At 41.5% G+C, this 12757-nt stretch carries 15 protein-coding genes; 10 read left to right on the top strand and 5 right to left on the bottom strand.

Features of this window, described 5'->3' with window-relative positions:
- The 4 genes from infC to HWQ47_RS13860 all read left to right on the top strand — a co-directional run bounded on the left by infC (position 1) and on the right by HWQ47_RS13860 (position 1908).
- A complete protein-coding gene (gene infC / locus HWQ47_RS13875) occupies positions 1 to 543 on the top strand; it encodes a translation initiation factor IF-3 (protein WP_144042714.1) in 543 nt (180 codons plus the stop codon).
- 84 nt (positions 544 to 627) lie between these two features.
- Positions 628 to 822: a 50S ribosomal protein L35 gene (gene rpmI, locus HWQ47_RS13870; RefSeq protein WP_269966702.1), complete on the top strand. Its 195-nt coding sequence runs from the start codon at positions 628 to 630 to the stop codon at positions 820 to 822.
- An 18-nt stretch (positions 823 to 840) separates the two neighbouring features.
- Positions 841 to 1200 (top strand): 50S ribosomal protein L20, encoded by a 360-nt coding sequence (gene rplT / locus HWQ47_RS13865; RefSeq protein ID WP_269966701.1) that lies wholly within the window; start codon positions 841 to 843, stop codon positions 1198 to 1200.
- A 150-nt stretch (positions 1201 to 1350) separates the two neighbouring features.
- Positions 1351 to 1908: an NnrU family protein gene (locus HWQ47_RS13860; protein WP_269966700.1), complete on the top strand. Its 558-nt coding sequence runs from the start codon at positions 1351 to 1353 to the stop codon at positions 1906 to 1908.
- Between the two features lie 54 nt (positions 1909 to 1962).
- Here the strand turns inward: HWQ47_RS13860 and trxB are convergent, their stop codons facing one another.
- Positions 1963 to 2919 carry a thioredoxin-disulfide reductase gene (gene trxB / locus HWQ47_RS13855; protein ID WP_269966699.1) on the bottom strand — a complete coding sequence of 319 codons (957 nt, stop codon included), beginning with the start codon at positions 2917 to 2919 and terminating at the stop codon, positions 1963 to 1965.
- 142 nt (positions 2920 to 3061) lie between these two features.
- Positions 3062 to 4177: an alanine dehydrogenase gene (ald, locus tag HWQ47_RS13850; protein ID WP_269966698.1), complete on the bottom strand. Its 1116-nt coding sequence runs from the start codon at positions 4175 to 4177 to the stop codon at positions 3062 to 3064.
- A gap of 179 nt (positions 4178 to 4356) precedes the next feature.
- On the opposite strand from ald, the gene lrp reads away from it, so the two are divergent.
- From lrp to serS, 6 genes are all read left to right on the top strand, one after another.
- Positions 4357 to 4860: a leucine-responsive transcriptional regulator Lrp gene (lrp, locus tag HWQ47_RS13845; RefSeq protein WP_143563771.1), complete on the top strand. Its 504-nt coding sequence runs from the start codon at positions 4357 to 4359 to the stop codon at positions 4858 to 4860.
- A 195-nt stretch (positions 4861 to 5055) separates the two neighbouring features.
- Positions 5056 to 7605: a DNA translocase FtsK gene (locus HWQ47_RS27975; RefSeq protein WP_326515404.1), complete on the top strand. Its 2550-nt coding sequence runs from the start codon at positions 5056 to 5058 to the stop codon at positions 7603 to 7605.
- A gap of 104 nt (positions 7606 to 7709) precedes the next feature.
- Positions 7710 to 8336, top strand: coding sequence for an outer membrane lipoprotein chaperone LolA (lolA, locus tag HWQ47_RS13830; RefSeq protein WP_269966697.1), 627 nt, complete (start codon positions 7710 to 7712; stop codon positions 8334 to 8336).
- A gap of 9 nt (positions 8337 to 8345) precedes the next feature.
- Positions 8346 to 9677 carry a replication-associated recombination protein A gene (locus tag HWQ47_RS13825; RefSeq protein WP_269966696.1) on the top strand — a complete coding sequence of 444 codons (1332 nt, stop codon included), beginning with the start codon at positions 8346 to 8348 and terminating at the stop codon, positions 9675 to 9677.
- Positions 9670 to 10044, top strand: a complete 375-nt coding sequence (gene crcB, locus HWQ47_RS13820) for a fluoride efflux transporter CrcB (RefSeq protein ID WP_269966695.1) — start codon at positions 9670 to 9672, stop codon at positions 10042 to 10044. The genes HWQ47_RS13825 and crcB overlap by 8 nt, the downstream gene beginning before the upstream one ends.
- 18 nt (positions 10045 to 10062) lie before the next feature.
- On the top strand, positions 10063 to 11349 hold the full coding sequence (gene serS / locus HWQ47_RS13815; RefSeq protein ID WP_269966694.1) for a serine--tRNA ligase: 1287 nt from the start codon (positions 10063 to 10065) through the stop codon (positions 11347 to 11349).
- 375 nt (positions 11350 to 11724) lie between these two features.
- On the opposite strand, the gene HWQ47_RS13810 is transcribed toward serS, so the two are convergent.
- From HWQ47_RS13810 to tusC, 3 genes are read right to left on the bottom strand one after another with little or no spacing between them, the layout of a single operon-like run.
- Positions 11725 to 12063 carry a TusE/DsrC/DsvC family sulfur relay protein gene (locus tag HWQ47_RS13810; RefSeq protein ID WP_269971749.1) on the bottom strand — a complete coding sequence of 113 codons (339 nt, stop codon included), beginning with the start codon at positions 12061 to 12063 and terminating at the stop codon, positions 11725 to 11727.
- Positions 12064 to 12068: 5 nt separating this feature from the next.
- Complete coding sequence (tusB, locus tag HWQ47_RS13805; protein WP_269966693.1) at positions 12069 to 12350, bottom strand: sulfurtransferase complex subunit TusB; 282 nt, start codon at positions 12348 to 12350, stop codon at positions 12069 to 12071.
- Positions 12350 to 12706 (bottom strand): sulfurtransferase complex subunit TusC, encoded by a 357-nt coding sequence (tusC, locus tag HWQ47_RS13800; RefSeq protein WP_269966692.1) that lies wholly within the window; start codon positions 12704 to 12706, stop codon positions 12350 to 12352. The genes tusB and tusC overlap by 1 nt, the downstream gene beginning before the upstream one ends.
- Positions 12707 to 12757 lie beyond the last annotated feature (51 nt).

Genomic DNA, 12757 nt, shown 5'->3' with positions numbered 1-12757 from the left:
ATAAAGATCAAAAAAACAGCAGGGCGCCAGGCGGCCCCGAACAGAATTAATGAACTCATCACAGACGTTTCTGAAGTACGTTTAAATGGTTTAGATGGTGAGCCCTTAGGGTTAATGACAATCAGAGAAGCACAAGAATTAGCTGATGAAGCTGGTGTTGATCTCGTTGAAATTAGTCCTAACGCTGAGCCGCCGGTTTGCCGTATAATGGACTACGGAAAGTTCCTTTTTGATAAAGCAAAATCTCAAAAAGAACAGAAGAAGAAGCAGAAAATTGTACAGGTGAAGGAGATTAAATTCCGTCCCGGTACTGATGAAAACGATTATCAGGTAAAACTACGCAACCTGAATCGTTTTCTAGATGACGGCGACAAAGCGAAAGTTACGCTTCGTTTCCGTGGTCGCGAAATGGCTCATCAAAGTCTTGGTATGAATCTTTTGAATCGTATTAAAGATGACTTAGCTGAAATAGCAGTCGTTGAGTCCTTCCCGAAAATGGAAGGCCGTCAAGCTGTGATGGTACTCGCGCCGAAAAAGAAATAGTAAGGCAATATAAAGTAGCAGGGTCTTTTATAAGGTCTCTGCTCGCCTTGCGTTTTATTAATGTCCCAATGCGGAGTTTTAGCAATGCCTAAAATGAAAACAGACAAGGGTGTACAAAAGCGTTTTAAGAAAACCGCTAATGGTTTCAAGCGCAAGCAAGCCCACTTACGTCACATTTTGACCAAAAAGAGCACTAAGCGTAAACGTCACTTACGTGCTAAATGTTTAGTATCTAAAGCTGACATGCCTGCAATTGCACGTCAACTACCTTACGCTTAATTAAAGGAGCAATGAACAATGCCTAGAGTTAAGCGTGGTGTAACCGCTCGTGCTCGTCACAAGAAAGTACTGAAATTAGCCAAAGGTTATTACGGAGCTCGCTCACGTACTTACCGTGTTGCAAAGCAAGCCGTAACTAAAGCTGGTCAATATGCTTACCGTGACCGTCGTCAGAAGAAACGTCAATTCCGTCAACTTTGGATTGCACGTATCAATGCGGCATCTCGTCAAAATGGTCTATCTTATAGCCGTTTCATTAATGGTTTGAAAAAAGCCTCTATTGAAATCGATCGTAAGATCCTGTCTGACATCGCTGTTTTCGATAAAGTTGTATTTACAATTTTAGTTGAAAGAGCAAAAGAAGCTTTAGCTAAGTAATTAGTTGAATCTGCTTTAAAAAGGGACCTTCGGGTCCCTTTTTTAGTTTCTAAATCTGACATTTACCCGATCTGAACTATCACTTTCTATTGACACTAACTTGGATAAGCACTTTAGTAGTACATATTCTATTGTTATAAAGAGGGGCTTATGGGAATGCTGATATCAGGTTTAATATTGTGGTCGCTTGTTCATTTTATTCCATCAGCGATGCCAAATTTGAAGCAAGCCTGGCTAGCAAAAATAGGACTTAAGGGGTATACGATCACGTTTTCGCTCTTGATCGTCTTATCTTTATGTTTGATGGTGTTTGGCTGGAGAGCTTCAATACCAGAACTTATCTATACACTTCCTTTAGCGACAAAACCATTAGCATTAATACTCATGTTGATGGCCTTTATTTTATTTGCTGCTAAACAGAAAACTCGCATAAAAAGAGTTATTCGACACCCACAACTAGTGAGTGTGCTTGTCTGGTCAATCGCGCATCTGATTTTAAATGGCGATAGTCGTTCTATCGTTCTATTTGGCGGTATGCTTGTTTGGTCAGTACTGCAGATCTATTTCATTAATCGCAGTGAGGGTGCTTGGTTGAAGCCTAGGCCTACTTCTTGGCGAAATGATATTAAGGTAATCATTATTGGTGGGGTTATATTTAGTGTCTTACTCATTTTGCATCCCTACCTGTCTGGAGTCTCTATTGTGTAGAAAAACCAAAGCAGGCAGGGAACCTGCTTTAGCTGTTTATCAATACTGTGAAAATTAGTCGTTTTTGGCATCTAGATAACGCTCAGCATCGAGCGCAGCCATACAACCAGTACCTGCAGAGGTAATTGCTTGGCGGTAATGTTGATCCATTACGTCACCAGATGCAAATACACCCTCAACGCTTGTTTGAGTTGCATCACCGTCAAGGCCACTTTGCACCTTGATGTAGCCATTATTCATTTCAAGTTGGCCTTCAAACATCTGTGTATTTGGTTTATGTCCAATAGCCACAAAAACACCCATGACTTCAAGATCTTTAATTACACCATCTTTGGTACTCTTCATTTTGAGTCCAGTGACGCCCATCTGATCGCCAACCACTTCATCTAGAGTATTATCTAAGTGAAGCGTGATGTTGCCATTGGCCACTTTATCCATTAAACGTTTAGTTAAGATCTTCTCGCTACGGAAAGAATCTCGACGATGGATTAAATGAACTTCCGATGCGATGTTACTTAAATATAGCGCCTCTTCTACAGCCGTGTTGCCACCGCCAATAACAGCCACCTTTTGATTTCTATAGAAAAAACCGTCGCAAGTTGCGCAAGCTGAAACACCTTTGCCTTTAAACGCTTCTTCAGAGTCGAGGCCAAGGTACATTGCTGAAGCCCCTGTGGAAATAATGAGTGCATCGCAGGTAAACTCACCATTATCGCCTTGTAATGTAAAAGGACGAGTCTGAAGGTCCACTTTATTTATATGGTCAAAAATGATCTCAGTTTCGAACTTTTCCGCATGTTTTTGCATACGCTCCATTAATGCCGGACCGGTCAGATCTTCAACATCTCCTGGCCAGTTTTCAACTTCAGTCGTGGTGGTTAGTTGACCACCTTGTTGAATGCCAGTGATCAAAACAGGTTTTAAGTTAGCGCGAGCAGCATATACTGCCGCTGTATAGCCTGCTGGGCCAGAACCCAAAATTAGTAGTTCACAGTGTCTAGCTTGACTCATTATTATCTCCGTACCTTTAGCAATTGCAGGAATTGTAGGGAATTTACGCCAGCGGGTAAAGATCTGTATGCTTATTCTTTTAGATTGTCCTAATCGAAAAAAGGAGCCTTAGGCCCCATTGTGATTAGTTCGTTAATAAAACTTAATGCAGTAATATTTTTGGATCAACATATTCTAATTTTAGCGCTTCAGCTACTTCCGGGCATGTGATCTTGCCGTGCATAACATTCAAGCCGTTGAGTAGGTGCTTATCTTGCAAAAGTGCTGCTCGGTAGCCAAGATCTGCAAGTTTAATGATATATGGTAGCGTTGCATTGTTTAGTGCGAACGTAGAGGTACGAGCTACCGCGCCTGGCATATTAGCAACACAATAGTGAACCACATCATCAACGATGTAAGTTGGATCTTGATGAGTCGTGGCATGAGATGTCTCAATACAGCCGCCTTGGTCAATGGCAACATCAACGATGGCAGAGCCAGGCTTCATACGTTTAATATGGTCTTTAGTAACAAGTTTAGGCGCTGCAGCACCTGGAACCAGTACGCCACCAATAACAAGGTCGGCTTCAAGCACATGTTTCTCGATGGCATCAGCTGTCGAGTAGATAGCTTTAACTTTGTTATCGAACTGAGCGTTCAAACGACGAAGTGCATCAATACTGCGATCTAAAATAACAACATCAGCACCTAAGCCAACAGCCATCTGAGCTGCATTGGTGCCAACCATACCCCCACCGATAATAACCACTTTGGCCGGTTCAACACCTGGAACACCACCAAGTAGCATTCCGCATCCGCCCACAGACTTTTCAAGTGCCATTGCTCCGGCTTGAATTGACATGCGGCCAGCGACTTCAGACATCGGGGCTAGAAGAGGGAGTGTTCCGCGGTCATCGGTCACTGTTTCATAAGCGATACAAACTGATCCACTTTTGATTAAGTCTTCAGTTTGAGGAAGGTCAGGAGCAAGATGAAGATAGGTAAATAGCAGCTGGTCTTCACGTAACATAGCACGCTCAATTGCTTGTGGCTCTTTGACTTTTACAATCATTTCAGCAGTTGTAAAAACTTCAGCAGCAGTCGTTAAAATTGATGCTCCAACGTTGATATAATCTTGATCTGTAAAACCTATTCCAGAGCCTGCATTTTTCTCGATAAATACTTTATGACCTTTATTGGTTAACTCTCGTACGCTAGATGGAACCATTCCAACGCGATATTCGTGGTTTTTGATTTCTTTAGGTACACCAATTATCATCTTCGAGCCTCAAATTGAATAAAAATCCATTTTATATGGGAAAAATTGTTATTTTGTAGCCCCTAAACGTGATTAATTCAGGGAAATCTAGTATAGTATCAGTTCAGCAGTTTATGCTGCTGAACTTTCGACATACGTAGTGATAAATATTGTTTTAGTGATAAAGCAAGGTTAATAATATGGTTAATAATAAAAAGAGTCCAATAAAAGACTTAGATCGCATAGATCGAAACATACTTAATGAACTACAGATGGATGGTCGCATTTCCAATGTTGAGTTATCGAAACGCGTAGGGCTAAGTCCAACACCATGCTTAGAGAGAGTTAAAAGGCTCGAAAAGCAAGGGTATATCAACGGATATACGGCATTAGTGAATCCCCATTTCTTGGGGGCTTCACTACTTGTATTCGTTGAAATTACGCTCAATCGTGATAGCTCGGAAGTGTTCGATAAGTTTAATCGTGCAGTACAGTTACTAGATGACATTCAAGAGTGTCATCTAGTGTCAGGCGATTTTGACTATCTATTAAAGACGCGTGTATCAGACATGTCTGCATACCGTCGTTTATTAAGTGAGACTTTACTTAGGTTGCCATCAGTTTCGGATACACGTACCTACGTGGTGATGGAAGAGGTTAAGCAAACTAATAAAGTTGCAATAAATATTACTGCTGAGTCTTAGGATTTTAACGTAATGATAATAAAGGAGCCAACTATGGCTCCTTTTCTTATTCTGCTATATGTATATGTCGATAAAATCATCTCTCACATTAATTTAGATTCATCTTATTGCTTTTAGGTGAGTTTAACCGCTGCAAAACAACCATAATTTTGATATCTTACCTATACCTGTCTTTATCTTTTTATGGGTTTTCATTTGTCTAAGACAAACAGTGTTAAAACGCTCAGCGGAGTACAACGCCTTCTGGAAGGAGGGCTAATTATTTGTTGCATGTTAGCAACTTATGTACTTTTAGCCCTAAGTAGCTTTCACTCTTCAGATCCTGGCTGGAGTCAGTCTCATTTTGAAGGGGAGATTTTAAATCTCACTGGAGCCGTAGGGGCTTGGTGTGCAGATGTATTATTTTATTTTTTTGGTTATACCGCCTATCTCATACCAATAATTATGGCTTTGACAGGTTGGCTCTTGTTTAAGAGAACACATAAGCTACTTGAAATTGATTATTTTTCTGTAGGCCTAAGGTTAATTGGTTTTCTTTTGATGGTCTTTAGCTTAGCAGCTCTAGCTAGTATGAATGCTAATGATCTCTATGAGTTTTCTGCAGGTGGAGTATCGGGCGATATAATTCGCGATGCAATGTTACCTTATTTCAATAAGTTAGGGACAACTTTACTGCTACTTTGTTTTGTTGGAGCTGGTTTTACACTTCTAACTGGAATCAGTTGGTTAACAGTAGTTGATTTGACTGGGTTTTACGCTATTTACCTCGCGAATCTGCTAAGGGGGTTGCCGGCTAGATTTAAACTGAAAACAGATGAAACGGAAGATACTCGCGGCTTCATGTCTGTATTTGATAAGTTTAAAGAAAAGCGTAATCAACAGAATGAATATGATGTACATAACGAAGATGAATTTGAGGAACCAAAGGCGAGTACTTCAAGGTTTAGTATTTTAGACCCATCCAGCCAAGAATCACACATCGATAAGCTTGTTGAGATTAGAACTGAACCTCAGTTTAGCCATAGCCAAAGTACTAACAATGCTCACACCTCAGAACCATTAGACGGGGTGGCGTTCACTGTTCACAATGACATGGATGGGAATCAAGATATTGAGATCGATTTTGAAAAGAAAGCATCGACAGGTGCGGTCACAGCTGCACAGTGTAAGGTAAAAGAAGAAGCGAAAATTGTTGATGGGATCGTCATACTCCCAGGTCAAAGTGTGGAAGAGAATAAGACACCAATCACCCCATTGCCTTGTATATCGCTATTAGATGTACCAAACAGGCAAGATAATCCAATTAGCCGTGAAGAGCTTGAGCAAGTCGCAGCTCTGGTTGAAGTTAAATTGGCTGATTTCAACATCATTGCTAAGGTGATGGGGGTGTTCCCTGGGCCTGTAGTGACACGATTTGAGCTTGAATTAGCTCCCGGTGTTAAAGCATCAAAAATCACGAGTCTTTCAAAGGATTTAGCACGATCATTGCTCGCTGAAAGTGTACGAGTGGTTGAAGTTATACCGGGTAAAGCCTATGTAGGTATCGAGTTGCCTAATAAATTCCGTGAAACTGTTTTTATGCGGGATGTCTTAGATAGCGACGAGTTTACTCAAAGTGAATCACATTTAAGTATGGTCTTAGGTCAAGATATTGCGGGTAAGCCCGTGGTTGTCGATCTGGGAAAAATGCCGCACTTATTGGTAGCAGGTACGACAGGCTCTGGTAAATCAGTGGGTGTAAACGTGATGATCACTAGCCTGCTGTACAAATCTGGTCCCGATGACGTTCGTTTTATCATGATCGATCCAAAAATGTTGGAGCTGTCTGTGTATGAAGGTATCCCACATCTCTTATGTGAAGTGGTTACTGATATGAAGGAAGCGGCCAATTCGCTTCGTTGGTGTGTTGGTGAGATGGAGCGCCGTTATAAATTGATGTCGAAGTTAGGTGTTCGAAACCTTAAAGGTTATAACGCCAAGATAAAAGAGGCAAAAGCTGCTGGTGAACCCATCTTTGATCCTTTGTGGAAGTCATCAGACTGCATGGAGGCTGAAGCGCTCGAATTAGATAAATTACCATCGATCGTGGTTATTGTTGATGAATTTGCCGATATGATGATGATTGTCGGTAAGAAAGTTGAGGAGCTCATTGCACGTATTGCTCAAAAAGCTCGTGCTGCTGGTATACATCTAATTCTCGCAACTCAGCGACCTTCGGTTGATGTTATTACAGGTTTAATAAAGGCGAACATCCCGACACGAATGGCGTTCCAAGTTTCGAGCCGAATCGACTCGCGTACTATTTTGGATCAACAGGGTGCTGAGGCGTTACTTGGTATGGGTGACATGTTGTATCTTCCACCAGGCACTTCAGTGCCTAATCGCGTTCATGGTGCCTTTATTGACGATCATGAAGTACACGCAGTAGTTGCCGATTGGCGTCGACGTGGAAAGCCACAATATATAGATGACATATTACAAGGTTCCACTGATGGCGAGCAGGTTTTGTTGCCTGGAGAAGCCAGTGGATCAGATGACGATACCGACGCACTTTATGATGAAGCTGTGGCTTTCGTTACTGAGACTCGTCGTGGCTCTATCTCCAGTGTGCAGCGAAAGTTTAAGATAGGTTATAATCGGGCTGCACGCATTATTGAACAGATGGAATCACAAGGAGTTGTCAGTTCACAAGGACATAATGGTAACCGTGAGGTACTGGCCCCACCGCCACCGAAAGTCTATTAATTGTCCATGGGTATACACAATGTAGATGCTTCACATTAAGTTGGGATCTGCGTAGAGGAGGGAGTAATATCCCCAATGATAAGCATTCGATGAAAGGAATAAATATGAGAAAGACGTTATCAGCACTTGTGCTTACTTTGCCATTACTCACTTCGCATTATGCGCTGGCAGACGAGTCATCTGCGCTTAAGACTAAATTAGCAGAAGTAGCGACACTTAAAGCCAAGTTTGAGCAAACGGTCACAGATATTAACAACAAGTTGATTCAAAAAGGCAGTGGTATCTTTGCCTTAGCGTATCCTAACCAGTTTTATTGGCATCTGACCGCGCCAGATGAATCGCTTATTGTCGCTGACGGAAAAGATGTCTGGATCTACAACCCATTTGCTGAAGAGGTCTCAGTAATGGATCTAAATCAAGCAATCAACGCTTCTCCAATTGCATTATTAGTGCATAGGGATGAAAAGACTTGGTCTCAATATTCAGTGACGAGAAATAATGACTGTTTTAGCATAAAACCTAAAAGTATCGATGCGGGCGTTGAGTCGGTGAAAGTCTGTTTCGATGATAAGACCTTGACTGAAATGGTGTTGCAAGATCAACAAGGAAATATCAGTCAATTTATGCTTTCAGAACAAACAGCAATTGCGGATGCAGAGCTCTCCATGTTTAAGTTCACTGTTCCTGAAGATGTTGATATCGATGATCAACGTCTTAAATTGATTAACTAAGAGGCTACAGTGTCCAGTTTTAGCTTCGATTTCGCACCCGATTTTAGACCTTTAGCCGCACGTATGCGGCCAGAGGAACTGTCCCAATATATAGGGCAGTCTCATTTACTAGGTGAAGGTAAACCATTAAGAAAAGCACTTGAAGCGGGCCGAGCCCACTCTATGCTGTTTTGGGGGCCACCAGGTACAGGTAAAACAAGTTTAGCTGAACTGATCGCAAATTATGCGAATGCACATGTAGAACGTATCTCTGCGGTGACATCAGGTGTTAAAGAGATCCGAACGGCAATCGAGCACGCAAAGAATGTGGCTGAGTCCCGTGGACAACGCACCTTACTGTTTGTCGATGAGGTTCATCGATTCAATAAGAGTCAACAAGATGCTTTCTTGCCTTTTATTGAAGATGGCACGGTTATCTTTATCGGGGCAACGACTGAGAATCCCTCATTTGAGCTAAATAATGCACTTCTTTCAAGAGCACGGGTTTATCTGATTAAGAAACTCACTAACGATGAGATAGTGCTTATCATTAATCAGGCGTTAACGGATGTAGAGCGGGGTTTAGGTAAGCGGAAATTAAGCATTCAGGAACCAGTTGCACTAAAATTGGCCAATGTATGTGATGGGGATGCCCGTAAGGCACTAAATTTAATTGAATTGATGAGTGACATGCTTGCTGACGGCGAAAGCTTTACCGAGCAGATGATCATTGAAGTGGCTGGGCAGCAACTGGCAGGTTTCGATAAAAATGGCGACCAATTCTACGATCTTATCTCTGCAGTACATAAGTCTATCCGTGGTTCGGCGCCAGATGCTGCGCTGTATTGGTTTTGCCGAATGTTAGAGGGCGGTTGTGATCCGCTCTATATCGCCCGTCGATTATTGGCTATCGCTTCGGAAGATATAGGTAATGCCGATCCCGTTGCGATGACTGTTGCGCTTAATGCGTGGGAATGTTTTCATCGAGTAGGTCCATCAGAAGGTGAACGGGCAATCGCTCAAGCAATAATCTATCTTGCTAGTGCACCTAAAAGTAATGCCGTGTATACCGCTTTTAAAGCTGCTCGTAACTTAGCCCGTGAAACGGGGCAAGTTGCAGTGCCTGATCATTTAAGAAATGCACCGACTCAACTCATGAAAGATATTGGGTATGGTGAAGGGTATCGATACGCCCATGATGAACCAAACTCCTATGCCAATGGTGAATGCTATTTCCCTGAAAGTTTAGCTGGAAGTCGTTTTTATTATCCGACGGAGCATGGTTTTGAAAAGCGTATAAAATCCAAATTAGAGCAATTATTGCAACTTGATAATGACAGTGAGAGAAAACGGTATGAATAATATTCTATTCGTGGCGCTTGGGGGATCGATTGGTGCTGTTTTTCGTTATCTACTCTCAATTTTCATGCTTCAGCTATTTGGCTCTGCATTTCCTTTTGGTACACTATTGGTTAATATCATTGGCTCGTTTTCGATGGGTCTGATTTACGCTTTAGGTGAGGTAAGTGAAGTAAGCCCTGAAATAAAAGCCTTCGTGGGCGTGGGTTTATTAGGTGCACTCACAACGTTTTCAACTTTTTCCAATGAAACCTTGTTACTGGTACAAAGTGGAGCTTGGTTAAAGGCATTTTTTAATATCGCTCTGAACCTATGCCTGTGCTTATTCATGGTTTATCTGGGACAGCAGTTGGTTTTTTCTCGCATTTAACTATTAAGAATATAAAACATGTTAGATCCAAAATTTTTGCGTAATGAATTAGAAGCGACGGCAAAAAGCCTAGCTACCCGTGGTTTTATTCTAGATGTGGAACGTCTCCGTAAGCTAGAGGAGAAACGTAAGTCACTGCAGATGACTACCGAAGAGCTACAAGCTACACGTAATGCATTCTCTAAGTCCTTTGGACAAGCAAAAGCCAAAGGTGAAGACGTTGCGCCAATTATGGCTCAAGTGGGGGACTTGGGCTCACAACTTGATGTCAAGAAAATTGAACTTGCACAATTATTAGAAGAATTAAACTCAATCGCGTTGAGTGTGCCAAATCTTCCAGATGTATCTGCCCCCATTGGTAAAGATGAAAGCGAGAACGTCGAAGTTCGTCGTTGGGGTACAATCAAAGAATTTAACTTTGAGGTAAAAGATCATGTTGAACTTGGTGAGAACTTAGGCGGATTAGATTTTAAATCGGCAGTTAAAATTACTGGTTCTCGTTTCATCATCATGAAAGGTCAAATTGCGCGGATGCATAGAGCATTAGCCCAATTTATGCTTGATCTGCACACCACTGAACATGGTTACACAGAAACGTATGTGCCGCTGTTAGTTAACGAAGATAGCTTAATGGGAACGGGTCAATTACCTAAGTTTGGTGAAGATCTTTTTCACACTAAGCCTGCTACGGAAGAGGGACAAGGTCTTAGCCTTATCCCTACTGCTGAAGTTCCACTGACTAACCTTGCACGTGACACCATTATTGATGAAACTGAGTTACCGGTTAAATTAACGGCTCATACGCCTTGTTTCAGAAGTGAAGCGGGTTCGTATGGGCGTGATACTCGTGGTCTTATTCGTCAACACCAATTTGATAAAGTCGAGCTTGTTCAACTCGTTAAGCCTGAAGATTCAATGGCTGCTTTAGATCAGTTAACAGGTCATGCTGAAAAAGTGTTAGAGAAACTGGGTCTTCCATACCGTACCGTTATCCTGTGTACCGGTGATATGGGTTTTGGTTCAAGTAAAACATTTGATATTGAAGTCTGGTTGCCTGCACAAAATACATACAGAGAGATATCTTCATGCAGTAATATGCAAGATTTCCAAGCTCGTCGTATGCAAGCCCGTTATAAGGCTAGTGATGCCAAGAAGCCAGCATTACTGCACACTCTCAATGGTTCGGGACTAGCTGTTGGTCGTACTTTGGTCGCAGTGTTGGAAAACTACCAAAATGAAGATGGGACTATCACAGTTCCAGAAGTACTTCGCCCTTATATGGGTGGCTTAGAGATAATTGGTTAATATCAATTTCTAGGTAAAAGAGACATGCTCAAATAAATCAACGACTAATAGATCAAATTTTCAATAATAAGTTAATGTCGTCGGTTATTTGTATTATAAGATTTGGGGATACATGCAATGGATGCTGGTAGGCGCTACTTCCAGTGGCTTACTTATGTAGGCGTCATCTGTTTATTTGGTGTGATTATGTTCGCAACGTTTGGTGAAGCTGCAATTCTTATCTTTACCAATCTTATGAGATAAACAATCAACTGGACATTATTGATGTTCGCAACGTTTGGTGAAGCAACAACACTTATTTTTACCAATGCCATGAGATAAAAATCAAACATCAATCATTCACATGATTGATGTTTTTTTATTCACTTTTGAACGTTATATGCATTTAGCAGGTTTTGGTAGACCTGCGATTTTAGTTGCTTGCTTAGCAGGTCCGACAGGAAATAGGGTGTAAAGGTACTTGGAGTTACCTTTATCTGCACCAAGTTTGAGGCCTATTGCTTTTACCAAAACTCTTATCGCTGGACTCGTTTTAAACTCAAGGTAGAAACTGCGTACGAAGTTGATCACCTCCCAATGAGCTGTGGTTAGTTCTATTTGCTCTTTTTGTGCAATTATCTCTGCGATAGCTTCATTCCAATCGGTTACATTTTTCAGGTAACCTTGATGATCTGTCTGGATCCGAGTTTTATTGTATTCGAAGCTATTTTCTATATGTGTCACCAGCTAATCACCTTCTCATGATTTAATGTTTCTTGAACAAATTGCTCGTAGCTAATTAAGGTAAATTGACTGAGTCTTTCAATAAGACCTCGCGCTTTTACATCTTCCTCTAATACTAATATTCGGGTGTGAACTAATGCATGTTGCCAAGTATTAAGTAACAGGGCATTAACGCCATTGCCTGAAAGCAACACAGTGTCCTGTTTATCGATATAACGAAGGCAAGTAGCTAAGGCATTATCTTGGGCTGGAGAAGTCTGTATATGGTGTAAAATCATTAGAATACTAAAACCTCATCAGCATCAGCTAAATGTTGCTTGATTTCTGCTTGCGTTACTTTATCAAGGTTCATGGTCAGCTCTGTGTTGCTTAAACCGTATTCAAGTAACGATGCTTCACATGCAAGAACTGTATCGACATCATAAAGGGGGAGGGCACCAAAGGTTGCAATAAAATCTTTTGCACCAACAAGTTCAGGATGCTGTGCTTTAACGAGATTAAGTACACCTTCATCGACAAAGATCAACGATACCTCTTGCTCAAAACTCGCACTTAATAGAGCAAGATCTAATGCCTCTCTGCCATGGGGTGTTCCGTGTGGCGCGCGGCGAAAAACAATGGTCAACTTTTTCATTTATAGCTTCTTAATAGTTTACTGAATTAACATTATGTAACTTACTTTAAG

This window comes from Shewanella sp. MTB7 (assembly GCF_027571385.1).
Taxonomy (GTDB): Bacteria; Pseudomonadota; Gammaproteobacteria; order Enterobacterales; family Shewanellaceae; genus Shewanella.
The sequence above is the reverse complement of the archived record's forward strand: the minus strand, read 5'-3'. Positions and strand labels throughout refer to the sequence as shown.